A 25,311-nucleotide genomic window follows, 5' to 3' on the forward strand; every position below is an offset into this window, starting at 1 on the left:
AATTCAGCGCGGAGCTTTTTGTTTACAAACTTATCTCTTAAGTATGATTTTTCATTAATATGTTACTGCAAATTAGAATTATCCGATCAAGTATGGAATTATGTTTCCTATCCGCCTAACTACCTCATTAAAAGTCAATTAAGCGGTAAAATCCGTTAGAGCACTAAGTATATTTACGCGGTATTACGCATGCTAGCCAGAAGAATTTGACCGTTCATACCGTGGCCTTACTCGACGCTTACACCCAACCCCTGACTGCCGCCCAGGTTGCTCATCTGATCCGGCGAACAACGTTTGGTCCTACTCCCGAACAGATTAAAACCAACACGGGCAAAACAGCAAGTCAGCTCTTACCCGCGCTTTTAGCCGACCAGCCGACTCCACCTCCACCGCTCGATGCAGTTACCGCAACAACCTTTCACGATCAGCCATTCGACATGACAAATGCCGGAAAACGCACCGGTTACGTCAAATCCTGGTGGGCCAATCTGATGCTTGGTCAACCGCTGTCGTTGTTGGAAAAAATGACGTTGTTCTGGTCAAACCATTTCGTGACCAACACCGCCACGGTTGATGACTACCGCTACTCGTACCGGTATAATACGCTGTTACGCCAGCACGCTCTGGGCAACTTTAAAGCATTCGCCATAGCGATTACGCAGGACCCGGCGATGCTTCGTTTCCTGAACGGCAATCAGAATGTAGTTGGGAAAGCAAACGAAAACTACGCCCGCGAGCTACAGGAGCTGTTTACCATCGGTCGTAACGGTGGCTATACCGAAGATGACGTTCGCGCAGCGGCCAAGGTGCTGACGGGTTGGGTCGATACCGGCTACCGCGATGCCACGAATGCCACATTCAGCAGTACGTTTCAGCCAAACCGGCACGACACAACCGCCAAATCCTTTTCGACTACTTACCGGAATACCGTTATCAAAGGAAGATCAGGCGCAAACGCAGGGCTGGATGAGCTGAACGATCTGCTTGACATGATTCTGCTCAATGCCGAAACACCCCGGTACATCTGCCGTCGGCTTTATCGCTGGTTTGTCAACTCGGACATTACACCGACCATCGAAACCAATGTTATTCAACCGTTGGGCGATCTGTTCAGGAAAAATAATTTCGAGATCAAACCCGTATTGCGGACCCTGTTTCAAAGCCAGCATTTCTTTGACGAAAGCATCCGGGGGGCTATTATCAAATCGCCGACCGACCTGGTTGTGGGAACGCTGCGTTTTTGGGGTGTGCCAGTTCCTGACCCAAAACAGGCGATAACGACCTTTTATCAGGTAGGTAATTATGCATACGCTCGGCTTAAAGAGCAGCAACAGGACCTTCTCGATCCACCGAACGTTTTCGGCTGGACAGCTTACTATCAGACCGGCTACTACCAGCAATGGATCAACTCGACAACGCTGGGCTTGCGGGGTAGTTTCAGCGATACATTGACAACAGGTAATTTGAAACTAGCGGGCAAGCCCGTCATTGATGTGCTCGCTTATGCCAAATCGCTGTCGGACCCAACCATTGCGGGTAAACTGGTCGATGACATGACCACGCATTTACTGGCGGTTTCGCTTTCTCAGGCTCAGAAAGATTTTCTGACGGACACAGTTCTGCTCAGTTCGATTCCTCGCTACGAATGGACGGGCGAATGGAACGATTACGTCCGAAACCCGAACGATACGGCTAAGAAACAGGCCGTTCAACTGAAGCTAACGAATCTGCTCCAGTACATTTTTCGCATGGCCGAGTATCAGATTGCCTGATAGCCTATCGAACTCAGAACTCTCTACCGGCTTTTTGCCGCATCTACGCTAACTCATCCTACTCTGAATCGAATGAAACGTCGTCATTTTTTGCAGCATGCCGCTTCGTCGCTGCTCCTGCCGGTTTTGATCGATGGCTATGGAGCAAAAGCATTTGCCAAGCCGTCCTCGTTTATACGGTCAATGATCAGTCTGGCTAGTCAGACCGACCGGGTACTGGTGATCATTCAGCTTCAGGGTGGTAACGATGGGTTGAACACCGTTATTCCGCTCGATCAGATGAGTGTGTATTCGTCATCGTCGTTTCGCGGCAACATTGCCATTCCCGAAGGGAAGGCGCTAAAGCTAAAAAACTATGCAGGCACGGGGCTGCATCCGGCCATGAGCGGTATGCAGCAGCTCTTCAACGATGGCAGACTGAGCATCATTCAGGGCGTGTCGTACCCTACCCCTAACTTTTCGCATTTTCGGGCGAGCGATATCTGGATGACCGCCGTCGATTCCAATCAGACAGCTACGTCGGGCTGGACGGGCCGTTACCTCAATAGTCGGTACCCGAATTTTCCGGAGGCCTATCCATCCAAAGCCATGCCCGACCCACCGGCTATCCAGATCGGCTACGTCACAGCAACAACCTTACTTGGTCCAAGCAATTCGATGGCGCTGGTACTCCAAGACCCTGATACGTTTGCCCGGCTGGTGGGCGAGCGCCCGAACAGCCCATCCGGTAGCGAGTCAGGCTACGCTGGTCAACAGCTTGATTATATCCGCCAACAGCAGGCAAGTTCGGTTAGCTACGCCAGCCAAATCAAGAATGCCGCTGGAAAAGGAAAGAATCTAGCGACTTACCCGACCGGCAATTCATTAAGCGATCAGCTGAAGATCGTGGCGCGGTTAATCAGCGGAGGATTACAAACCAAAGTTTATTACGTTACCCTGGGCGGCTTCGATACGCACGCCAGTCAGGTCGATGCCAACGACACCACCACAGGCACGCACGCCAAATTGCTAAAAACCCTGTCCGATGCAATCCTGGCGTTTCAGACGGATCTGGAAAAGCTGAACGTTGAAGACCGAGTCGTTGGCATAACGTTTTCGGAGTTTGGTCGCCGGGCTATGTCAAACGGCAGTCGCGGTACCGATCACGGAACGTCGGCTCCTATGTTTGTGTTCGGTACCGCCATTCGAACGCCAATGATCGGTAAAAACCCGAACCTGAGCGATTTGGACAACAACAACTTGAAAATGCAAACGGATTTTCGGCAAGTCTACGCGGCTATTCTGACGGACTGGTTTGGCACTGACAATGCTACGGAAACGGCCACGCTATTCCGGGACTTTTCGGTTTCTCCGATCTTCCGATCCTCCAGTACCGCCGTCGATACAAGTCCGCAAACCGTAAACCTGTATCCAAACCCGGCATCAGCAGATGTGACCCTGGAAGCCGATAATATCAGTAAAGGCTTACAAACAATCGCATTGACAGACGTTCAGGGCCGTTTGCAATTACTCAACCCAACCCTGGTGATGCCGAACAGTGTCCACTTCGATGTGAGTACGCTAGCCGCCGGAAGCTACGTAGTCCAGGTTGCCACCGAACGGGGTACGTTGACCAAACGACTGATCATCGCTCGCTAAGCCGTTGGAAGCACCGAATTTGAAGCCTGTTCCCTGCTTCTGGTAATGGCACGGAACAGGCTGACGATTATTTGAGTTTCTTTAGATCATCCAGCGTTCCTCGGACGGTGGCCATCATCTTGCTGTTTTTAAACATCGGATTATCGCTTTTGTCGGCAATCTTACAACTGAAGTTAACCAGATAGGGCGTGTCCTTTTTGTCAAAAAGCATCTTCGGCAGCACGCTTAGCGTCTTACCCGGCTTGGAGGTTACGGGAAACACGACGGGCGTGGTAGCCTGGGCTTTAATGACAACAGGCTCCGGCTGATAGCCATCGGCAATCTGTTTCCCATCAATCATGACGGTATAACGCGTATCCGTGAAATTGATCGGAAACTTATTTTTATTGGTTATGCTCACTTTAGCGGCTACGTCCATCCGCTTCAACCCAAACTTTCCGAGGTCAATATCGTCGATTTTGATTTTTGGAATGTATACCGTCGGTAATCGCCGTTCCATCGTTGCAGCAAAAGTTTTCTCGCCGACGATGGGTACATCAAGCACAAAGCTGGACCGGACTTTATACGTTGTACTATCGATTCCTTTTTCCTCCAGCGTTTTCAGCACTCCCACCAATTTCTTGTTCAGCATTTTAACCGGCATCATAACCACGGTACTATCCCCGGACTTAACCTCAATTGGTTTTTTGTAGGAGTCGGCAATCACGGGCGTATTGGCAATGTAAACCGTGTAATCAAGCTGGTGCGCCTTAAAGCCTACGGGCAATGGATTGTCGATCAGCATGTACATGTTCATGGTGATGGCATCGTCGCTGATGTCCGTTATATCAAATCGGCTAAGCTCTATGCGAGGTTTAAGGGTGTTGTCATAAGGGCCGTTTTCAGCGGCAGCATTGCTTTTAAGTCTACTGTACCAGATATAGGCACCGGCTGCACCGATCAGCAACAGGGCCAGGGCAATAATCCATCCTTTTTTCATAACGTGTCGCGCGTATTGTAAGAAGACGTAACGACGTGCTTATAAGGACTGTTTGAATTAAATAGCCTAGTTCACGACTTGCCCCTCATGACTGCTTTGTCATACAAGCTACTCATCTTTTTTGCCCGGCAAAGAGTATAGATTGATCTTTTTATTCTTAACCAGATACCAAACTCTACTCGCTGTCACATGAGAAAATTTTCGATCATTCTGGCTCTTGCACTAGCTGGGCTGTTCATGAATCTAACGGTTCGACCAAGCGCCGACGGCTGGGTCAGCATTTTTGATGGGAAGACCCTTAACGGCTGGAAGGTTACCGAGGAAAGCCCCAGTACGTTCAGTGTTCAGGACGGCGCCATTGTGGTTGCGGGTCCCCGCGCTCACTTATTCTACGAAGGTCCCGTCGGCAACCACAATTTCAAGAATTTTGAGTGGAAAGCTCAGGTTAAAACAATGCCCGGTTCTAACTCAGGCATGTTTATTCACACAGCTTACCAACCATCAGGCTGGCCTTCACAAGGCTACGAAATTCAGGTGAATCAGACGCATACCGACTGGCGCAAAACGGGTAGCGTTTATGGCCTTCAAGATGTGAAACAGGTTTTTGTGAAAGACGATGAATGGTATACCGAGCACATCATCGTACAAGGCAAAAAAGTAACCATCAAACTCAACGACAAAACGATCAATGAGTACATGGAACCTGACAGCGTTAGCCAGGGTAAGTCTATGAAAAAACTAAGCAGTGGTACGGTTGCGCTGCAAGGACACGACCCAAAAAGCAAAGTGTACTTCAAAGACATCCAGCTGAAAGTTTTGCCAGATTAGTTTGTATTGACGTCGGAATACGCAAACGGGCCAGTAGGGAAGCTTCCTTATTGGCCCGTTTGCTTGTTGTACCTCTTTCCTATTCTCTACTCTTGGTTTGACCAGCGGAGTATACGCTACAGGTTGTCATCGCGCACATGGATTCTAAGCACATAATAAGCAGCGTATTCGTTAACCATTTCTTTCTATTTAGTGCGTGGGCAAATTGTTTTCCTCGCTGCTTACACGGCTTATTTTTTTCAAAAGGGCAAACAGGAAATTAGTAATCATTCGCTGGCAAAACTATCGCTGCCTTTTTGAGTTGTAATTGCATACAATTCATTACAACATTATGAAGCATTTTGAAACCCTGACTGAAGCAATGGAGGACCTGCGTAGCCGTGGTTATACGCACGAATTCGCTCCTAAAAAAGACTTTCTGGTCGAACAGAGCACCGAGACAAAATTACGTGGTGAAGAATTCGACGTTGATGAATTTCACCGCTTCGAAGGCACATCAGATCCCGGCGACGAAATGACGCTGTACGCTATCACCACGAATGGTGGCCTGAAAGGCGTGTTTGTCTCGGCACAGGGAACCTACTCAAATGAGGTATCATCCGAATTGATGGCGAAATTCAACATAACCGACCGCCGGGAAGTAAATACAGCCGGTTCGGTGGAGCCGCTGCCTCATTTGCCAGCCAGCGAATAATATTTTTCATTCATATTTGCAAGAAAACAACCCGGAACGTGTTAAATTTTCCGGGTTTTGCACTATATTTGCGGCCTTTACACAAAACGCGCTGTTCTTTTCCGTACTGATACGCCATGAAGTTATCCGAATTCAAATTTGATTTGCCCGACAGTTTAATTGCTAAATACCCAGTTGAACGGGGTGAGTCACGGTTAATGGTTGTTGACCGTAAAACCAAAACAATTGAGCACAAGCAGTTTTCGGATATGTTAAGCTATTTCGGCGACGGCGACGTGATGGTTATCAACAACACGAAAGTATTTCCGGCAAGATTATACGGTAATAAAGAAAAAACCGGGGCTAAAATCGAGGTTTTTCTGCTGCGCGAACTCAACCGCGAAATGAAGCTTTGGGACGTACTGGTCGATCCAGCCCGAAAAATTCGCGTTGGCAACAAACTTTATTTTGGCGACAGTGACCTCGTGGCCGAAGTAATCGACAATACAACCTCTCGTGGGCGGACCATCCGGTTCCTGTTTGACGGTAGCCACGAAGAGTTCATGAAAGCGGTGGATGAACTGGGCGAAACGCCCCTGCCGCGCGAAATCAAACGCGAAGCGGAACTTACTGACCGTGACCTTTACCAGACAGTTTTTGCTCAGCATGTGGGCGCTGTAGCCGCTCCAACGGCGGGTCTGCACTTTACCCGTGCCATGATGAAGCGTATGGAGATTAAAGGCATTCATTTTGCGCCTATCACGCTTCACGTTGGGTTGGGAACATTCCGTCAGGTAGACGTTGAGGACCTGACCAAGCACAAAACCGATTCCGAAAATTACCGCATTCCAGAGGATGCCGCTCAGATCGTCAATACCGCTCTCGACGGGGGCAAACGTGTGTGCGCTATCGGGACAACGTCGTTGAAAGCAATTGAATCATCCGTATCTGCCAACAGCCGGCTGAAACCGGTGGAAGGCTGGACTGACAAGTTTATTTTCCCCCCGTACGATTTCAAAATAGCCAATTCGCTGCTGACCAGTCTGCACCTGCCTGAGTCGATCCTGATCATGATGACGAGCGCTTTTGGTGGGCATGAGCTAATCCGTCACGCGTACGAAGTAGCTATCAAAGAAAAGTATCGTTTCTTTAGCTACGGCGACGCCATGCTGATTCTGTAAGCCGATTGTTTATTGAGTCGTTCATTGATATGTATTTCTGAGGGGCTTTACGGCCCCTCTTTTCGTTATGGTTCAATCGTTTAGTGAGTCTCGCTTTGCCATCATCGTTGCGGGCGGTAGTGGCAGTCGGATGAAATCGGACGTTCCGAAGCAGTTTCTGTTGTTAGGTGGTAAATCCATTCTTCAACGCACGGTCGAGCAATTTCTCGCTGTGTTGCCCGCTTCACATATCAGGCTGGTGCTGCCCGCCCGCGATCAGCTTATATGGACCAGCCTGTGCGATCAACACAATTTTCACTGCGACGTTCAGCTCGTTACGGGCGGAGCGACGCGGTTTCAATCCGTACGAAATGGCCTGAATGCGGTTTCAGCCGCCGAAGGGCTGGTGGCGGTTCATGATGGGGTCCGCCCGTTTATTACACCTGACATTATCAACCATAGCTTTGAAACAGCCGCCCGAACGGGATCTGCTGTCACCTGCGTACCCGTGAAGGATTCGGTACGCCTTGTCTCTTCGGATGGTAGTAGCCAGGCCGTTGACCGCAGCCAGTACCGATTGGTACAAACACCCCAGACATTCAGACTAGATTTGTTTCGACAAGCGTTTACGGTTGATGAACAGCCATTTTTTACAGACTGCGCCAGCGTCATGGAATACGCCGGATTTCCGATTACGCTCATTGAAGGTTCTTACGAGAACATCAAAATTACGACGCCGGACGATCTGAAAGGGTTTTGACTTGGACTCAACCAGAACCACTGAAAAATTATGCGTAACCGACTTACTCCCGATCAGTACGCAAACGGTATTCTGGCTGGAAATCGGTTCCTGCTGAGTCGAGCGATCACGCTAATCGAAAGCCGACGGTCCGACGACCAGCAGTTGGCTCAGCAAGTCCTGACGGCTGTTCTAACGCAGACAAACAACTCCCCGGCTAAACCATCCCTTCGCATTGGTATTACAGGCGTACCGGGTGTTGGTAAAAGCACGTTCATCGAAACGCTGGGCAAGTACCTGACCAGTCAGGGACACCAATTGGCTGTACTAGCCGTTGACCCAACCAGCCAACGGTCGGGTGGCAGTTTATTAGGCGATAAAACGCGTATGGAAACGCTTTCGCTAGACCCTAAGGCTTACATTCGTCCGTCGCCAGCGGGCGCATCGCTGGGCGGTGTGGCGCATCGTACGCGGGAAACAATGCTTCTCTGCGAAGCAGCTGGTTTTGATATTGTTCTGATCGAGACAGTCGGCGTGGGTCAATCGGAAACGGTTGTTCACGGTATGGTCGATTTTTTTCTGCTGCTGATGCTGGCCGGAGCGGGCGACGAACTTCAGGGTATGAAACGAGGCATCATGGAGTTAGCCGATATGCTGGCTATTACGAAGGCGGACGGCGTTAATACTGCGGCTGCTCAGCAGGCACAGGTCGATTATCAGAATGCGCTACACCTTTTCCCTCCTACCGGCACCGGTTGGTTTCCACCCGTATTGACCTGCTCAGCCGTAACGGGCGCGGGGATTGATGACCTATGGCGGGCTATTCTCGGCCATCAGCGGCTAACCACAGCGAGCGGGCATCACAAACAACGCAGACAGGAGCAGCAACTAGCCTGGTTTCGCGCTTTACTGCAACAAACGTTGGATCACCGTTTTTACGCTCAGTCGGGTATGCGCGAACGACTCACGACTATCGAAGCACAGGTAAGAGCAGGTACACTACTCCCTGGTTCGGCAGTACGGGAACTGCTTGGCTAATCAGCACTCAGGAAACGGACTAGCTTAGCCGGATGCTTGTTGAACAAGCAAATGGTATCAATTGTCTCGTACCGTTCTCCTTGCAAGCTGGCAGAATCGGCAATGTAATAGGCATTCGGTAGTTTACGGTTTGTTTTTCGCAAAATCTCACCCCTCAGAGCAGTGATATGAAACGAATTTACGTCGGCGGCTCCGCTGCTGTTGTAAATTGTTTCGCGGTAGCTATAGAGGGGGCTACCCATCGTTTTACGGGCAATACGCTCCGATTCATTCTTGTAAAACTGCCGCGAGGCTAATCTGCCTGGTAACGTAATCCAGTTAATCCCAATGCGAACAACAACCATTACCAGCAACATACGGGCAAGTCGATTAGTTGTGTCCTGCCAGAGCCACCACGTACTAATGGCTAATAACATAAAAATCAGTGTAACCTTCCAAGTGATACCCTCGACAATGCTGGTTTTCGGATGAAACAACGCTACCCAGCACCCAGCGGTAACGATCATTGCCGATCCCAGCCAAATGCGCTCGACCCATTTACGATCCATTTGAGTGGGTTCGCTCTGTTCGTAGTAGCAGTACGCGAGTACTGTGAATAAAAGTGGCAGTAAACCGATCAGGTAACGAGCGTACACTTGGGGTGACGACCAATACACAACTACGTTTGCCAGAAACACAACTGTATTAAACGCAATAAAAGGCTCCTGTCGTAGACGCTTGATGTTTCCTCGCCGAAACAGCAGAATGAGTAATAACAAGTATGGAACAAAATGATAAATCATTTCGAACGGAAATGTCAACAAGTGCAATAGCGTCTCTCCCACGCCAAATGTTACAACGGTCCGTTTAGCGCTTTCATCGAACAAAACACTGGCTACGCTGGTCAGCGGAATGTGATTTCGGCTAAAATATGCAGCATAATAGCAACCCGTTATCAATAGGAATAAGCCTATACCGACAAAGTGAGCAGGGTGAAACAGCCGTCGAAACTGTCGGGTATAGATGAACCAGCTCAACAGCGTTAAACCTTGAAATACCACGGCTGGTAGCCCTTTTGTCAGAAAGCCAAGCGCAGTTAAAGCGTAGGTACTCAAAAAAAGAGCCCAGTACTTTTGCCGACGATCAAAATGGTAAACGAGCATCATGGCTAGATAGGTGAGCCACGCAAAAGGAAAATCAATGGAGCTCCAGAGCGAGTCGTAAATCAACACCCGACCATTGGTTAAAACCATCATGGCCACGACAAAGGCTACCATCGTCGCCTTGTCGGCACGGACCGGTATGTATCGACGGACGAAGCTAAACACCGTTACGCCGAGCAGCAGTATAGAAACAACCATCGGCAATCGCAGCGTAAACGACGAGTAATTATCGAAAAACCGGTAAAACAATACGATAAACCAGTTGTAAAGTGGTGGTTTATTAAAGTACAGTTCTCCGTTGAGCGTCGGTGTGATGTAATCACCCGAAAGCATCATTTCAATAGCAACTAATGCCCGGCGTGGTTCATCTGAACTGGTATCAAGCGGTAAATAACCCAAATGCGACACCAACGCGACTAACAAAAGACCCAGTGTTAGAGCGGGCCAGCCAATCAGATAGCTCAGCCAGGATCGATTGGTTACCGAAAATTGATTCAAAATAACATGTTGTCTATAGTTTAGACACAAAAAAAGGCGAACCGATGGTTCGCCCTACATTTTCTCGAAAATTAATTCCTACGAATTACCAAGCGTCCGGTCTGGTTCATCTTTTTGGGTGACGGGAATTTGACCTTCCAGCGTACTCCGATTCCAATCAGCGTCAGCTACTTTTTCAGATTCTGACAAACCAGCCTGATTTATTGGTTGCTGATAGGCCGTCATTGGGTTATTCTCGTCTGTAGATGCATCATCGGCATCCGGCGACAGTGGAGGCTGCCCCCATGAAGCGCGCTTTGATTCTTCGATATCAGCATCCGACGGACCATCACCCTCAGTGGACGCCCGTGCTTCGGCTTCCTGAATATCACCGGGTACATCAGTATCACGGCTCGATGCTACCCGAGATGGCAGATCGTTTTCCAGGTTTTTATCGTTTAATTGAGCCAACTCTGGAGCAATGCCCATTGTGCTGTGCATTTGTTGGGCAGCATATGACTCTGTACTTTCTTTCCGACTATTGCTACTTACGCTCATAACGTTGTTGTTTATAAAGTTGATTGTGAATGCTCACATGATGTACGAAAGCATTGTATATTAAGCATTTATCGATCTACTCAGTATTCGGGCTGATTGTTCAGGTCCGTACCCGTCTGAGCAATATCATCCTCAGAGTTCTCTTCGGAGTTGTCCTCAGTTTCTTCCTGCTCATTGTCGTTCTGCTCTTTGGCCTGCTCCTGCGCTTTGGGAACGCCTACCTGATCAGCAGATGCATAATCGTCTGGTCCATGCGTTGTAACGTCAACCATAGCCGTATTCGTCAAGGCTTTATCATTTGCGGCATTACTGGCTCCTTCGTCCGTTACTTCCATAGTGCTATTATCCATATCACCCATGCGAAGCACACCGTTTTTACCATCCATATCAGTACTGGCAACACCACGGTTGTTGCGGCCATCCTGGCCACCTCTGATTTGTACGCTATCAAGCCCGTTGGCAGAATCTTCTATTTCATCTCGGTTCCTGTTATCCTGTACACGCATGTCAACGTCAGCATCGTCAGTACCGAGTGGTCCTTCGGTTCGACCATTAATTTGCGCGTCGTCTCGCTTTACTTCTTTTGAGTCATCTTCCATGGCGTTGAGTGCTTATTATAGATAGAATAACTGGCGTTTTTACAAAAAGTTTAAGTCTATTTTGACCAGACATTTCTTTATTCATCCCGATAATCTTCTCAGCCTATCTCAGTACGAATTGAATTATATCAATAGCAAATAGGGCTTCAGCCGGAGCCATAGTCACCGTCGCCGATTAATAAATACGTAAATTCTAGATCTCTAATAGGCTTATTAAATCATATGATATATTGGTATAATTATATCGTATCGAGTCATTCTGCCCATCGCACGACAAGCCACCTTTTTATTTATTGGACGGTATGCAAACCTATTCTTCCTAGGGATTTCCTTTGTATATGGTTTCTAGTCCTTTATGGAAAAGAAAGCGTACAGAGTCTTTGATGAGAAATAATTTAATAGTTGGATAAAGCGTAATGCAGAAAATGGGTCGACATTGTTGACCCATTTTTTTTGTACAAAAAGAAAAGGGGCCATAGCCCCCTTCCTAAATTAACGATTCTGAGTACGATTATTTATCCCACCAAACACGCGAACTCGTTTTATCGCCATTGGTCAATTTACCAATAGCCGCGTTATAAGCTGCCGTGTTGAGCGTAGGCTCCGTGTTTGGATAGCCATACCGACGTGGTATCTGCTTGCTCTCATTTACTGCGTAGGGTGTAGGTTTCAGATCTGGGTAACCTGTACGACGCCATTCTATCCACGCTTCTGTACCATTTGGGTAAAGAGCAATCCAACGCTGATCCCCAATCTTAGCCAAGAAATCGGTTGTAGTTGGGGCTACTTTTGCACTGGTCGTGTAAGCAGCAAACTTAGTAGCATCATATACACCATATTGTTGCCAAGAAGCCTGAATAGCGGCATTGTACGCCGTCGTTGCATCATCTGTAATCCATCCACGCACGGCCGCTTCAGCTTTGGCAAACAACATCTGCGATGCTGTGATAATGTAGCCAGGCTGCGTCTTAGCCAGGATTTTTGTACCAGGTGACGAAAACTCATTAGCGCCTGTATACTGAATCAACAGGTTACGATTCAGACCATAAGGCAATCCAGCGTAGCTGCCCGATGGCGTTGGTGCAGCGTAAACCGGCAGACGCGGATCACTCAGATCTTTCAGCTTATTAACCAGTACATCACTAACTGCGTAGTCATTCCGACCATCAAACAGTGCGTTGTCTGGGTTGCGGAACTGGTTTGCATCCGTAAACTGCACTAATGCGTTATCGGTGTTGGTGCTAATGTACCCAGCAGCATCCGTATAGGCTGCCGTAAACTCGGTTTTGGCCGTAGTTGGGTCTACCTTAACAATACGAAGCGCCATCAGCATCCGCATGGAGTTGGCAAACTTTTTCCATTTGGCGGCACTACCACTGAAGATAATATCACCACTCGCAGTTGTACCGCTGTCAAACTGAGCAGATGCTTCTTTTAACTCCTTGAAAAGATCCGCGTATATTGATTGCTGCGAATCATAGGTCACCTGTGTTTCCTGCTTCAGCGCATTGAAGTATGGAATATCACCCCAACGGTCCGTTGTTACCCAGAACATGTATGCTTTCAGGATACGAGCGATAGCCAGCTGGTTGTTATTCGAGCCGAACTGGGCAACGTATGCTTTTGTAGCCGGGTCAGAATTGTAATTAATGATCGTTTGCAGATCCTGCAACGTAACGGCATAATAGCGGCTCCAGTCGGAAAACGTTGTTGAATAGAGCGAGTTTTCCGGATACTGCGTCTGCGACCAATACTGCGCGAACAACCGTGGTTCAGGCGCCAAACTTGTTAAACGTCCAGCAACACCGTCAAGCAAAGCACCCGTTGCGGTTGTAGGTGGAACCCCCGTAATAGCTTCCGTCAGCAGAGCCGACGTAACCGGTGTAGAAGCAGCGTTCGGTGTCACGTTCTCGCTACCAAAATCACTGCAACTGGTCATGAAACCCAGGCATGTAAGTAAACTGAGTGCCAGAACTTTATTTTTTATCGTTGTCATTTGAAAGCTAATGGCTAGTCTGCGCTGACCCGTAGGCCAGCGCAGTTTGTTTTAGAGACCTAAACGGATATTGAAACCAAGCGAACGGGTACCAGGCTGCTGACCGTTCTCACCAAACCGTTGCGACAATTCAGACGGATCGATGTTACGGTTCGTTGCGTAAATCAACCAAGGGTTACGAGCTACAACTGCCAGGTTAATGCTTTGCACGAACTTGTTGGCTTTGATGGGCAGACGGTAACCAATGCTTACTTCACGCAGTTTAACGTAAGAAGCGTCAAATACTGACTGGTCGATAATCGAGTTGTTACCAAACTGGTGGTAGTAATCGTAAGCGGCAACATACGTATCAACGGCTTCTCCGTTTGCATTTACCCCTTTTACATGCACACCACCACCCTGAGCTACGTCGTCACGAACATTCTTTCCTTTGTCGTTGGTAGCCGCTGTTTCAGCGTACAGACCCGAGTAAGTTCCCCAGAAGTTCGACAACGAGAAATATTTACCACCTTTCTGGTAATCGATGCTGAAGGCAAGGGTTAGATCCTTGTAGCGCAGGTTGTTCACGAAACCACCCGTAAACGAAGGCAGAACAGAGCCGAAATACTGGTTCGTAGCAAACTGATACGTACCATCTGCATTCACCACAGGCTGACCATCTTTGTAAACGATACCATTACCACGCAACTGCCCCCAACGGTTATTACCACCATTATCAACACCTGTCGAGTGAATGATATACGCAAAGTTAAACGCATCGTTTGTGTTATACGATTGAGCCGTCTGGCCAAACGGCGTAGCCGACGTTGCCTGGATGGAATTTACACCCGGCGCCAGGCTGATGATACGTGATGTATTCACGGCAAAGTTCAGCGTCATGTCCCAGTTGAAATCCTTACCAACAACGGGTTTTCCGTCCAGCTGAAGTTCAATACCATCCCGCTCAATTCGACCAGCGTTAATTACCTTTTGCGTAAAACCACTGACCGACGTTACATCAACGTTCAAGATTTCGTTGATCTTGTTCTCGTGATAGTACGTGAACGCTAAGCCAACGCGGCTTTTCAGGAACCGTAAATCAACACCTGCTTCGTAGGCTGACGATAACGATGGAATAATTCCAGCGTTCGGCAACAAGTTAGGCGTTGTCATCAAGCTGTTGGTACCGTTGTACTTGGCCTGATCGACAGCGTAGTTCAACGAAAGCTGGTACGGGTTCAAATCGGAACCAACCTGCGCCCAGCTACCCCGCAATTTACCAAACGATAGAAAGGGCAGAGACTCACGAGTAAGTTCAGAGAATACAAAGCTACCGCCCACCGATGGGTAGAAATAGGAGTTGTTGTTAGCGGGTAACGCGGAACTCCAGTCATTACGGCCCGTTACTTCCAGATACACCAAACTACGCCATCCCAACGAAGCCCGTCCATATACACTACGGACCGTTTTGCGATACCGGTTATTGGTTTGCGTAAATGCCTGCAACGAGTTACCAATCGTGAATAGATCAGGTACGAACAATCCGCCGTTTGTTGACAGCGTAACCGTCGTAAACGTATTGTCCCGAATATTTCCCCCTACGTTAGCGCTTAAATCAAAATCGCCAAAGCGGTTGTCATAAGTAGTCAAGAACTCGTAGTTATCTTCCCGGTCAAGCGTCTGACCTGTTTGATAGGTAGCCTTCTGACCCGTTTGAGCACCACTGGTTTCAATAATTGTCGGCGTTTTGTTCTCATTATTCGAGTTACGCTGATTTCGGCGTAACCAGCCCTGAGCCCGGAAATGGTCGTTGAACTTATAGGTCAAGTTCACATCTCCAAACAAACGATCTCGGTTAGCTACGTTGTTGATGTTGTCCTGATAAGAGTACCAGTTGTACCAATAGTTGCCCTTATTGAACGTAGTCGAGTTAAAATTGGTCGTAGACGTTGGATTTGTATGGTTCCAGCTAGCCAGCGCTCCAATAGGCGTTCTGAGGTCACGTAGCTCCTTGATGATGCCCATGTCCAGATCACGATGGAACCACTGGTTGAAGGAACCAGCTCCTGAATAGTTACCGTATCCGTCGTTGAAGTCACCCTGTAGACGCTCCGTTGTAAAGTTCAGGTTGACACCTGCTGTCAAGTGTTGCCCTAAATCGAACGTGCTTGATGCGGTGATGTAGTTACGTCTCAACGCAGTGTTTGGTATCACCCCCGTCTGATCAAGATTCGTATACGACAAGCGCAGGTTATAGCCTGTGCCACCACCTCTCAGGCTAATGCTGTTATTAAACGTTCTACCCGTATTGTAGTACTGACGAACGTTGTTGGGCTGAGCCGTATAGTTCGCTGTCTTGAACGAGTATGGGCTATTAGGATACCACGCGTACCAGGGGATATATTCGCCACCATCAATGCGTGGCCCCCAGGATGCATCATCTGAATAATCATGGTACCGCTTTCCGTCAAGTGCCTTCCACTCTACTGGGTTACCCGAAGCCCAGGTGTAGGTACGCCATTCGGGCTCGCCACCGCCACCGTATTCATTTTGGTATTTCGGGATGATGTTAACCTGCTCAAACGTCGTTGTACTGTTGATGTCAACCCCGATTCCCTTACGATTCAGCCCTTTCTTGGTTGTAATGACAATAACCCCTGCGTCGCCACGCTGGCCGTACAGTGCCGTTGCGTTCGGTCCTTTAAGAACGGATACATTCTCAATATCATCCGAGTTGATGTCCAACGATCCAGGTGTACCACTATCGCTTGATAATGGTGTACCATCGATTACATACAATGGGTTTTTATCGACCAATGAAGCCGCTCCGCGAATACGCACGACCGCTCCTGATCCAAGCTTTGCACCTGCCTGGCTAAGCACCTGTAAACCTGCCACTTTACCAGCTAACGCATTACCCGCGTCGGGCTGACGAGTAACAGTCAGGTTTTCGGCATTGACCTGCTGGGTGGCAAACGAAATCGACTTAGCATCCCGCTTAATGCCCAGCGCTGTTACCACCACTTCCTGGAGTTGGGCGGCATCAGATACCATACTTACGTTGATAGTAGACTGATTGCCTACTTTAACCTCTTGTGTGATGAAGCCGATGAAGCTGAAAACCAGCGTCGACCCCGCTGGTGCATTGAGTTGATAATCACCGCTTGCGTTTGTGCTGGTTCCGCGCGATGTTCCTTTGATGGCAACGTTTACACCAGGTAGCTGAGAGCCATCTTCTGTTGACGTAACCTTACCGGTGACAGCTATGTCCTGAGCCAGCAACGGTAAACTGAGAAAGCACAGCATGAGCTGTGCAATTAGAAGTTTTCTCATAAAGTGAAATAGTCTAGGTTAATATTGGGTTTACACAGAAACCCGTATCAAAATTGTACAAAAATTATCACACAACAAAATTTTGCGCTGCATTTATTCCACAGAATAAAATCTATGGCATAACTGATTCTTTACTACATTTCTTCATTGATTTGCTAATATTCTGATAATCAATTCTTAATATTTACATTAAAAAGAGATTAAAAATAAGGATCTCAGTAACCATTTGTAGTACAATAAATAATTCTGATATTTAAATGCTATTAATTCTTTCGCCTTTTGTTTATCCTGATTCCTGACGGAAATTGGATTAGTTATATTTACCTAGTAAACTATAGGAAGTATGTACTAGCTACTATTGACAGCAATAGTCGACTACTTTATTAATCGGCGACGAAGTGTTTTCTATAAGCGTATGATAAAGAAAAAGTGCCCTGGCAACAACCAATTTTAGTTATTGCCAGGGCACTTCTTGTGAATGCGTACTTTACAGTCGTTCTAGGAAACAGCTTCCTGCGAATTTGCTAGTTGCGGGGTAGCCGACCCAACCAATTCAGCCAATAATTCGTCGACGTTGACCGTAGCAAAGCTACTTGCATAATCAGACATGGCGTATGGAATGATTAATTCACGTCCGTTGATAAGCCCTCCGCAGCTATAGACTACGTTTGGCACATACCCTTCTCGTTCGTTTTCGTCGGGACTTAATATAGGCTCGCTGGTCCGACCAATGACTTTGCTAGGATCGTTAAGGTCAAGCAGAAAAGCGCCTACGGCATACTTTCGCATTGGCCCAACGCCGTGACTAAGTACCAACCATCCGGCTTCGGTTTCAATTGGCGATCCGCAGTTACCCAACTGAACGTACTCCCAATTGTATGTCGGTTTTAAGATCAGCTCTTTTGTCTGCCAAAAATACAGGTCGTCGGAATACATCAGATAGATGTTCTCGCCATCCTGCCGGGAAATCATGGCGTACTTCCCTCCTATCTTACGAGGGAATAAAGCCATCCCCTTGTTTGACACCTCCGCTCCGTTTAACGTGCTGATGCTAAAATGGGTGAAGTCTTTGGTTTCCAGCAATTGAGGGAAAGTCACTCGTCCATTGTAAGCGGTATAAGTAGCGTAGTACGTTACTTCACCATCATCGTCTGTAAACCGGACGAAACGAGCATCTTCAATCCCATTGGTTTCGTTGGGTGAAGTAGGGAAGATACAGCGCTCATCCAAACTCTGATCTTCCTCAAAATGAATTTCGTAGTTCGATTTCGCCAGAGCCAGCAAACCACTGGCAATGGTTTCATACTCGGCGTTGTAGCGATACTGGGCCGTAACCCGCTTCACCTGGCTTTCGAGTTCAGAAAGACTAAACTCGTCACCAAGCCCTGCCATCATTTTTTCCTGAATACTATTTTCGAGTCGTAACTCATATAGCTTTCGTTCGAACTGGGCGCGGTTGAACCGGTGGTTGGATACAATTTCGGGCGACGTAACATACCGGGAAGGTTTGCGTAACACAATTTTACCTTCCTCGTCAATGTAACCCATTCGAAAGGATATTGACGAGACATGCCCTTCCCCGGTTGCCCGAAGACTTAGTATAAATCGCTTATAACCAGGTGGTACATTACTTTGATCCGGGTGCCAGATCATGGATGGGTTAAACAAAGCCGCTGATTCCAGCGAATACTCCATCGTGAAGTAAGCGCCCAACAGTAGTTTGCGCTCAAGAGTCAATGGCTCATCGGTCAGCAACTGGGGCTTGATCTGTTCGAACCGCTGCAATAAAAAACGTTCCAGTTTGTAATGCCGTCCGCCAAATTCCCGGATTACTTCGTCCAGTTTTTGGGCGGCTTCGTCATCGGTCATACTGCCTACGCGGGCGATAATTTTTAAGGTGCGGGTCGTGCTGCCCAAATCGAACGCGCGAAACAAAACACGGGTAGGATCGGGACGAAGCACAATGCCGGTACGGGTGGCTTTTATACTCATGTATTTTAAGTTACTGAATAGCAAAATCGTTGAACAACTGAATTTAGGCTATTTTGCTTAAATCCAATTATTCAACGATCTAATTAATCAATATTATCCGTTGACCAGTGATGAAATAGTTACGTCAACTGATTTTGTGGCTGTACGTCTTTTCTGAGTGTTGTATAAGTCCGCCAAAGCCAAGAGATACGATAGCGTCGATTCCGCACCCTGGTTCTGATTCACGCGGTCGATGTGCAATCCATCACGGCAACCGCCGGTCTGCTGATCATAAATCGACAGTCCCAAATCGTTCAAACCGGTGAACCACTTGAAGATCCGGATGGCAGTCCGATGCCATTGGTCGTCGCCGGTTAGTTCAAAAGCTGCCAGACAGGCGGCAACAGTACTCTGCGCTTCCAGTGGCTGCTGGTCAAAATAAGCACGGGTCTGGCCTTTTGTATAAAATCCGTTGGAGCCAATTGGCTGAAAATGTCCCCGTTCTGAAGTTTGTAGGTTGGTCAGCCAGCGCAACGAACGCAAGCCTATCTCTACTAACCGTTCTTCGCCGGAGCGGATCATCACATGAGCAAGTACCGCGTTATCATACGATAAGGTATTTTCAAACCAAGGCCAGTCTGGTGTTGCCGTTTCGGTATACCGGAATGCCAGTTTATCAAGCAATTGCCGCTGAATTTTCTTGGCCAAACGGTCATCATTAAAACATTTCTGATACTCGTAGATACCCAGTAAGGCAAAGGCCCAGGCTCTCGGCGAAGTCATCTCAGCGATACTGGGAAGCACTTTTTCCATCAGACTCATTGCCCAGGTGATCGTGTTTCGGTCCGTTGACCGGCCAATACACACGCCCAGCGCCCATATGGTCCGCCCTGTACTATCGTCAGAGCCTACATCCTCCAGCCAGCGACGGTCGTAGCTCATGAAGTTGCGGAACCGCCGGTGATCTTCCGTGTAGGCGTGATTCAAGAACGCGCAGTAATTGTCAGCCGCCTGACTTAATGTACGGTCGCCTAAGCCCGCTTCCTGAACCATGATGGACAAGATAAGTGCCCGCGCGTTGTCGTCGGTGCAATAACCTTCTTCGTAGTATGGCAAATGATAACGGGCGTGCTGAACAATACCAGTCGAGTCGGTCAAGCGGAATAAGTGATCAAGCCGAAGTGTCGGAAGTTTGAAGGCAGCACTACCGTTCCCACCCATATCATACGGCGTTTGGTTATTGATAGTGCTCATACGCTCCTGACGAGCTTGGGCAAACGATCTGGCATACTCCTGAATAGCCCGCTCCCAGATCATGTCACGACCCATCATGTAAGCCTTTTTCCGCATGGCATGACGCGCTGGTTCGTCGGCGAGCAAATTAATGATCTGGTCGGCAATTGCTTCCGAATCGCCGAAAGGCACAAGCGTACCCCGCCCCTCCGCCAGCAACTCCTCTGCATGCCAGTAGGGAGTCGATACAACCGCTTTGCCACAGCCAAAGGCGTACGATAGCGTTCCAGACGTTATCTGAGCCGGATTCAGATAGGGTGTAATGTAAATATCGGCTGCGCCAAGGTATTCTAGAAGATCGTCCAGTTCGACAAATTCATTGTAGAAACGCACGTTCTCGCTAACGCCACAGTCTTCTGCCAATTTTACCAGACTATCTCGATACGCTTCCCCTTCGTGGCGGATCAGGTGCGGATGCGTCGCACCGAGTACCATATACACTACGTTCGGGAACCGCTCTACAATCCGTGGCAGAGCGCGGATTACATTTTCGAGACCCTTATTTGGCGACAATAAGCCAAAAGTAAGTAACGTCTGTTTTCCTTCCATACCGAAACGATCCTTGTAGAAATGAGGATCGACAAACGGCATATCGGGAATACCATGTGGCACCAGATCTATTTTTTCTTCCGGTACTTCGTAAATATTGATCAGAAAATCGCGGCCTTTCTCTGACATGCAGATTACTCGCGACGAGAGGTCCGCAATACTCTTAAGAACTAGTAACTGTTCTTCATTCGGATTTTTAAGAATGGTATGGAATGTTGTCACAACGGGCATTGTGAGGTTCCGGAGCAATGTCAATATGTAACTACCAGCTGGACCGCCAAAAATTCCGTACTCATGTTGCAAGCAAACCACTTCTGTATCCTTCGAATTCAAGAATTCGGCGGCTTTACGATACGCTTCCTGATCATGCTGATAGAAATCGTAGCGAACCTCGCTTGGGTAATCATACCCATCAAGCGTATCATTCACGGAAACAACCATTGCCCGCGAATCGGGAATGAATGTATTGTACGATTTGTATAAATCAGATGTAAACGTAGCAATACCACACTGACGAGGAAGATAATCGCCAATGAATGCTACATTTTTAGGATTGTGCGCCCATATCGTTGAGTCGTTTCTATGCGTTGTCATAGCCGTTAGGAATGTCATTAAGACCGGATTGTAAACTTAGAAAGTCTACTCAGCTTACAGTCTGTGTTTTTAGTAAAATAGACTTATGTAGGCTTTTGTTTAACTCTTCCAGACTTTTTTGACTTTACAGAACGCAGATGCTGCTTGCAAAGAAATATTACACTATAAAATATAATTTTTACAACACCGACTTACTAATTAATATGAATTCATGAAGAGGGTTTATTACTTAAATTGTTCACTACCTCTACTGCTAATTACTCTGCCATTTTCTGTAGCAACGCTCATCAGTTAGACTTTTACTTTCGGCTCAAAGCCTAGTTGATGAGCGTTGCTTTATGGCGGGGTTATGAACGGGGTGCTAACTTTATATAGGCAGGTTGTATTGACTCGTATTTACCCGTGTAGCCAAGATGAGGCTGGAACTCATAGTACGTCAATTCAATATCTTCAATTTCGGTAAAGCGAAAGATCTGCCAACGCTCGTCATTCTCCTTATACAATGTTGGAATGACATCCCGGCAAAAACCGTATAAGCTTGGCACCTGCGTTTCTTTATGCAGGCCCGCCATATAAGGTTCAATCGTTCGCCATATGCTATTGTGCTTGATTTGAATAACCCGTTGGTCTGTTATAGCGATACCGATAAGTTTGAGAAAATCGTTTTGTATCTGTGGATTCATGGTTTGGGTGGTTAGTAGTTTCAAAGAATACACGTTGAAATACTGACTATTGTAATTCAACCCTATACCATATAATATGCCAAACCTGCTGATACCCAACGATTTTTTCCTTTTTTATTTCACCATATTACCAAATTAAACATATGATTAATTCATTCAATCAACCAATTAAAATCGCCGTATCAACTGGTAACATGTGCTCTTTGATCATTCTATTTTAGCAACTTTATTAATGTAACTGAATTTACATATTTTGTATAATAATTTTTTAGTTGTTAAAGACCTACATTAAATATAGATCAAAATTTTGCGAAGTGTCCTCTTAGCTAATTTCGTGCTAAACCTGTCTACAATCCCTTGAAAACAATTATATGTGCAACTATTTTTATCAAAATCCATCTATTGGTAACACTCGATAAGCATTATAACCTGTTACCTTATACGCCTGATGAATAACTTGATTCATCAGGCGTATATGTATAGATCCTCCCCAAAGCTCACTTTCTGGGAAGTCGGCGCTTAAGGTTCAATCTTTCCAGACACCAAAATTCGTCTTTAGGAAAGTGGTTGTATTGGCAATGTAATTGTCAAATTCAACAATAGCCGCATAGCAATAGCACTTGGTCGCTTACTGAGAAATTTTACCTGGGCCCCGGCCTAGCCTTCGACTTCTTCGGCTTCAAAATAGCGCTCTGCCAGCTTAACAACCATATCCGGCCGCAACGGCTTGTGCAAAAAATCGACGATAGCATTATCAGACAAAGCGCGTTGGTGGTCATCCGGATTCAGCGAAGTAGTTAGCATAACCACAATAACCTTGGCTTTGTAGGCCTTGTCCAGCTTGTGATACAATTCCATGAAATCCCAGCCTGTCAGACCAGGCATATTGATATCCAGGAAAATGATGCCTGGTCTGGGTATGTGATGGGTTCCTTCGTAATCACCGGAGACCGTCAAAAACGCCAGGGCTTCTTCAACGTTGGTTATTGCTTTAACATTTACTCCTATATCCGCCCTTTCTACCGCCTTCGACTGAGCCAGGTTAATGAACCGGTCATCGTCAACGAGGAGCACACAATCAAGATTCTTAAACTTTTTCATGCTAGCTAATTAGTGTGACTGAAGATCGACGTTCGGAATGGTAAAAAAGAACGTACTTCCCTCGCCAGGTTTCGACTCAACCGTTATTTCTCCGCCGTGCATTTCTACAATTTTTTTGCAGTGAGCCAGTCCGATACCATTGCCATCGTAGGTATCCCGACCATGCAGACGACGGAAGATTAAAAATATTTTATCCTTGAAGGCGGGATTGATCCCGATACCGTTGTCACGTACGGCAAACTTCCAGAAGCGATCAGCTCTTTCGGCTGAAATACTGATTTGAGGAGCGGTGTCTAGTTTTCTAAACTTAATGGCATTACCAATCAAGTTTTGAAATAACTGCCGTAACTCAACAGGATAGGCGGCAAGGGTAGGTAAATCAGCACATTGAATTTCAGCGCCGGACAAGGCGATGTTAGTCGCCAGATCTTTCACGAGTGTACCAACCAGTTGGTGACAGTCAACTGTTGACAGGTATTTCTCTTTACCTAACCGCGCGTAATCCAACAAGCCCTTTATCAGATCGCGCATACGCTCAGTGCTCTGATTGATCACATCGAGGTACATCGCTGCCGTTTCGTCAAGTTGCGGGGCGTATTCATGCTGCAACAACTCGACGAAATTATTAACGTTAAGAAGCGGCTCCTGCAAATCGTGCGAAGCGATATAGACAAACTGTTCCAGCTCCTTATTGCGCGTCTCCAGTTCCTGTAGATGCTTTTTGATCGTTCTTTCGGACTGCGTACGCTCGGTTAGATCACGTGTGATTTTAGCAAATCCAGTAACCTCTCCGCTTTCGTCGTGAACCGCCGTTATGGTAATATCTCCCCAAAATCTACTTCCGTCTTTGCGAATTCTCCACCCTTCATGACAAGCGCTACCAGTAGTCGACGCTTCATTCAGTAGACGGGTAGGCAGATCTAACTGGCGGTCTGTGTCGGAGTAAAATGTTCTAAAATTCTTACCTATGATTTCCCCAGCAAGATATCCTTTGATTTTCTCAGCTCCTTTATTCCATGTTTCAACGTTTCCCTCCTTGTCCAGCAGAATAATAGCGTGATCTTCTATTTCTTCCACCATTCTTAATAATCGGAGCTGGGGCACGCTAATAGTCATATATGTTAGTTTTTAGCTAAGAGTACATTTACTTATCTGTCATCTACTTCTATACCGTTGAGAAACAAATGTAAATCAAATGTACCCACTAATGAATAATTTCTCATATCTGAAAATACTTATTTACCCACGGGTACATTGACTAACATATAGGTAAGCTCTACTATGTATAGCTTTTTTATCGAGTAGGCCACAGGCTCAGCCTGCTATATAGGCTGATGTAAGCACAAACCATCCATTTGTGATTGAAACTGGTAATACGACTCTACTGGGTTACTGATTGACTGTCAGTTCGAAATAGCTTCGAATTGTATTTCAGCAATTAGCGTTAAGTCAGTGAAGAAGTGATGTGATATTTACAGACAATGCTATCTAAAGAGCACTATTAAGGGCTACCTACAAAAAAGGATACGATGAATGCTAAAACGCCCGGTCAAGATATCTTGGCCGGGCATTCTTGATTCATTCAATCGCAGACAATCAGTAGACGCCGTTGCTGTCCGAGACGACTTTCTTAATTAGAAATTGGATAAAGCGCACTTTCCTTGCAGGCTACCATATAAAACTTTATCAATAACATATTGTTTAACCTATCTCAAATCATGTAAACTTATTTACTAAGAGGTATAAAATTGACATGTGAATGAGAACAGAACGTACTCATACCGATTAGTAAATGATTCTTCAAAAACCACAAATACAGTGTTACTTTTAACGTAATAATAATTGGATAAAGCGTATTGCACTTAGGCAAGCTCTACTTTGCGGGGCTTGCTTACTTATTACAGCCTGTCACAACGAACTTTACATATATACGTTCGGTTAAGATTCTTAGATCTTGACTACACAAAAAAAGCCTGACTCGAACTAAGTCAGGCTTTTTTTATTGTACATCTGATAGTAGATAACAAGCGATTGCATAAACAGACATACCCATTTGAACCGTTGTCAGTTACGTAAGATAATCTACTAGCTTGGCTTGTTCAGTGCTTCTTTCCATTCCTGCTGTAGTTCGCTTAAACAAGATCCTGACACTTGTTCAGCTAAGTCATGATTCAATTGGACTAACCCATTATTCACAGGACACATGGTG

At 46.8% G+C, this 25,311-nt stretch carries 18 protein-coding genes; 7 read left to right on the forward strand and 11 right to left on the reverse strand.

Annotated elements, in window-relative coordinates:
• The first annotated feature begins 221 nt into the window (after positions 1 to 221).
• Both LQ777_RS17625 and LQ777_RS17630 read left to right on the forward strand, forming a co-directional pair.
• Positions 222 to 1,772 (forward strand): DUF1800 domain-containing protein, encoded by a 1,551-nt coding sequence (locus LQ777_RS17625; RefSeq protein ID WP_232559250.1) that lies wholly within the window; start codon positions 222 to 224, stop codon positions 1,770 to 1,772.
• Between the two features lie 72 nt (positions 1,773 to 1,844).
• Positions 1,845 to 3,410, forward strand: coding sequence for a DUF1501 domain-containing protein (locus LQ777_RS17630; RefSeq protein WP_232559251.1), 1,566 nt, complete (start codon positions 1,845 to 1,847; stop codon positions 3,408 to 3,410).
• Positions 3,411 to 3,477: 67 nt separating this feature from the next.
• Here LQ777_RS17630 and LQ777_RS17635 read toward each other — a convergent pair whose 3' ends face one another.
• Positions 3,478 to 4,389 carry an LEA/WHy family protein gene (locus tag LQ777_RS17635; protein WP_232559252.1) on the reverse strand — a complete coding sequence of 304 codons (912 nt, stop codon included), beginning with the start codon at positions 4,387 to 4,389 and terminating at the stop codon, positions 3,478 to 3,480.
• A gap of 189 nt (positions 4,390 to 4,578) precedes the next feature.
• Between LQ777_RS17635 and LQ777_RS17640 the strand changes: the two genes are divergently transcribed.
• The 5 genes from LQ777_RS17640 (at position 4,579) to meaB (ending at position 8,827) form a co-directional block, all read left to right on the forward strand.
• Positions 4,579 to 5,217 (forward strand): 3-keto-disaccharide hydrolase, encoded by a 639-nt coding sequence (locus LQ777_RS17640; RefSeq protein WP_425276911.1) that lies wholly within the window; start codon positions 4,579 to 4,581, stop codon positions 5,215 to 5,217.
• 331 nt (positions 5,218 to 5,548) lie between these two features.
• The gene (locus LQ777_RS17645; protein ID WP_232559253.1) at positions 5,549 to 5,911 is read left to right on the forward strand and encodes a hypothetical protein; all 363 of its coding nucleotides are present in this window, start codon (positions 5,549 to 5,551) and stop codon (positions 5,909 to 5,911) included.
• A gap of 116 nt (positions 5,912 to 6,027) precedes the next feature.
• Entirely contained in the window at positions 6,028 to 7,071 is a 1,044-nt protein-coding gene (queA, locus tag LQ777_RS17650) for a tRNA preQ1(34) S-adenosylmethionine ribosyltransferase-isomerase QueA (RefSeq protein WP_232559254.1), read from the forward strand.
• A gap of 67 nt (positions 7,072 to 7,138) precedes the next feature.
• A complete protein-coding gene (locus LQ777_RS17655) occupies positions 7,139 to 7,810 on the forward strand; it encodes a 2-C-methyl-D-erythritol 4-phosphate cytidylyltransferase (RefSeq protein WP_232559255.1) in 672 nt (223 codons plus the stop codon).
• 30 nt (positions 7,811 to 7,840) lie between these two features.
• Entirely contained in the window at positions 7,841 to 8,827 is a 987-nt protein-coding gene (meaB, locus tag LQ777_RS17660; protein WP_232559256.1) for a methylmalonyl Co-A mutase-associated GTPase MeaB, read from the forward strand.
• On the opposite strand, the gene LQ777_RS17665 is transcribed toward meaB, so the two are convergent.
• The 10 genes from LQ777_RS17665 to LQ777_RS17710 form a co-directional block, all read right to left on the reverse strand.
• Entirely contained in the window at positions 8,824 to 10,467 is a 1,644-nt protein-coding gene (locus LQ777_RS17665; RefSeq protein WP_232559257.1) for an ArnT family glycosyltransferase, read from the reverse strand. The genes meaB and LQ777_RS17665 overlap by 4 nt on opposite strands.
• Positions 10,468 to 10,545: 78 nt before the next feature.
• Positions 10,546 to 11,004: a hypothetical protein gene (locus LQ777_RS17670; protein ID WP_232559258.1), complete on the reverse strand. Its 459-nt coding sequence runs from the start codon at positions 11,002 to 11,004 to the stop codon at positions 10,546 to 10,548.
• Positions 11,005 to 11,084: 80 nt separating this feature from the next.
• Entirely contained in the window at positions 11,085 to 11,603 is a 519-nt protein-coding gene (locus LQ777_RS17675; protein WP_232559259.1) for a hypothetical protein, read from the reverse strand.
• 511 nt (positions 11,604 to 12,114) lie between these two features.
• Positions 12,115 to 13,599: a SusD/RagB family nutrient-binding outer membrane lipoprotein gene (locus LQ777_RS17680; protein WP_232559260.1), complete on the reverse strand. Its 1,485-nt coding sequence runs from the start codon at positions 13,597 to 13,599 to the stop codon at positions 12,115 to 12,117.
• A gap of 51 nt (positions 13,600 to 13,650) precedes the next feature.
• Positions 13,651 to 16,911 carry a SusC/RagA family TonB-linked outer membrane protein gene (locus LQ777_RS17685; protein ID WP_232559261.1) on the reverse strand — a complete coding sequence of 1,087 codons (3,261 nt, stop codon included), beginning with the start codon at positions 16,909 to 16,911 and terminating at the stop codon, positions 13,651 to 13,653.
• 498 nt (positions 16,912 to 17,409) lie between these two features.
• Positions 17,410 to 18,903: a glycoside hydrolase family 130 protein gene (locus LQ777_RS17690; RefSeq protein ID WP_232559262.1), complete on the reverse strand. Its 1,494-nt coding sequence runs from the start codon at positions 18,901 to 18,903 to the stop codon at positions 17,410 to 17,412.
• Between the two features lie 93 nt (positions 18,904 to 18,996).
• Complete coding sequence (locus tag LQ777_RS17695) at positions 18,997 to 21,318, reverse strand: glycosyltransferase family 4 protein (protein ID WP_232559263.1); 2,322 nt, start codon at positions 21,316 to 21,318, stop codon at positions 18,997 to 18,999.
• 347 nt (positions 21,319 to 21,665) lie between these two features.
• Entirely contained in the window at positions 21,666 to 22,001 is a 336-nt protein-coding gene (locus LQ777_RS17700) for a hypothetical protein (RefSeq protein ID WP_232559264.1), read from the reverse strand.
• Between the two features lie 657 nt (positions 22,002 to 22,658).
• Entirely contained in the window at positions 22,659 to 23,102 is a 444-nt protein-coding gene (locus LQ777_RS17705; protein WP_232559265.1) for a response regulator, read from the reverse strand.
• A gap of 9 nt (positions 23,103 to 23,111) precedes the next feature.
• The gene (locus LQ777_RS17710) at positions 23,112 to 24,218 is read right to left on the reverse strand and encodes a sensor histidine kinase (RefSeq protein WP_232559266.1); all 1,107 of its coding nucleotides are present in this window, start codon (positions 24,216 to 24,218) and stop codon (positions 23,112 to 23,114) included.
• Between the last annotated feature and the right edge of the window lie 1,093 nt (positions 24,219 to 25,311).

The sequence above is a fragment of the Spirosoma oryzicola genome (assembly GCF_021233055.1).
GTDB classification, from domain to species: domain Bacteria; phylum Bacteroidota; class Bacteroidia; order Cytophagales; family Spirosomataceae; genus Spirosoma; species Spirosoma oryzicola.

Excerpts from the sequence above, each read along its gene's own strand:
- LQ777_RS17645 (WP_232559253.1), top strand. The coding sequence starts at position 5,549 with ATGAAGCATTTTGAAACCCTGACTGAAGCAATGGAGGACCTGCGTAGC.
- LQ777_RS17655 (WP_232559255.1), top strand. The coding sequence starts at position 7,139 with ATGGTTCAATCGTTTAGTGAGTCTCGCTTTGCCATCATCGTTGCGGGC.
- LQ777_RS17635 (WP_232559252.1), bottom strand. The coding sequence starts at position 4,389 with ATGAAAAAAGGATGGATTATTGCCCTGGCCCTGTTGCTGATCGGTGCA.
- meaB (WP_232559256.1), top strand. The coding sequence starts at position 7,841 with ATGCGTAACCGACTTACTCCCGATCAGTACGCAAACGGTATTCTGGCT.
- LQ777_RS17640 (WP_425276911.1), top strand. The coding sequence starts at position 4,579 with ATGAGAAAATTTTCGATCATTCTGGCTCTTGCACTAGCTGGGCTGTTC.
- queA (WP_232559254.1), top strand. The coding sequence starts at position 6,028 with ATGAAGTTATCCGAATTCAAATTTGATTTGCCCGACAGTTTAATTGCT.
- LQ777_RS17685 (WP_232559261.1), bottom strand. The coding sequence starts at position 16,911 with ATGAGAAAACTTCTAATTGCACAGCTCATGCTGTGCTTTCTCAGTTTA.
- LQ777_RS17710 (WP_232559266.1), bottom strand. The coding sequence starts at position 24,218 with ATGACTATTAGCGTGCCCCAGCTCCGATTATTAAGAATGGTGGAAGAA.
- LQ777_RS17695 (WP_232559263.1), bottom strand. The coding sequence starts at position 21,318 with ATGACAACGCATAGAAACGACTCAACGATATGGGCGCACAATCCTAAA.
- LQ777_RS17690 (WP_232559262.1), bottom strand. The coding sequence starts at position 18,903 with ATGAGTATAAAAGCCACCCGTACCGGCATTGTGCTTCGTCCCGATCCT.
- LQ777_RS17680 (WP_232559260.1), bottom strand. The coding sequence starts at position 13,599 with ATGACAACGATAAAAAATAAAGTTCTGGCACTCAGTTTACTTACATGC.
- LQ777_RS17675 (WP_232559259.1), bottom strand. The coding sequence starts at position 11,603 with ATGGAAGATGACTCAAAAGAAGTAAAGCGAGACGACGCGCAAATTAAT.
- LQ777_RS17700 (WP_232559264.1), bottom strand. The coding sequence starts at position 22,001 with ATGAATCCACAGATACAAAACGATTTTCTCAAACTTATCGGTATCGCT.
- LQ777_RS17705 (WP_232559265.1), bottom strand. The coding sequence starts at position 23,102 with ATGAAAAAGTTTAAGAATCTTGATTGTGTGCTCCTCGTTGACGATGAC.
- LQ777_RS17670 (WP_232559258.1), bottom strand. The coding sequence starts at position 11,004 with ATGAGCGTAAGTAGCAATAGTCGGAAAGAAAGTACAGAGTCATATGCT.
- LQ777_RS17630 (WP_232559251.1), top strand. The coding sequence starts at position 1,845 with ATGAAACGTCGTCATTTTTTGCAGCATGCCGCTTCGTCGCTGCTCCTG.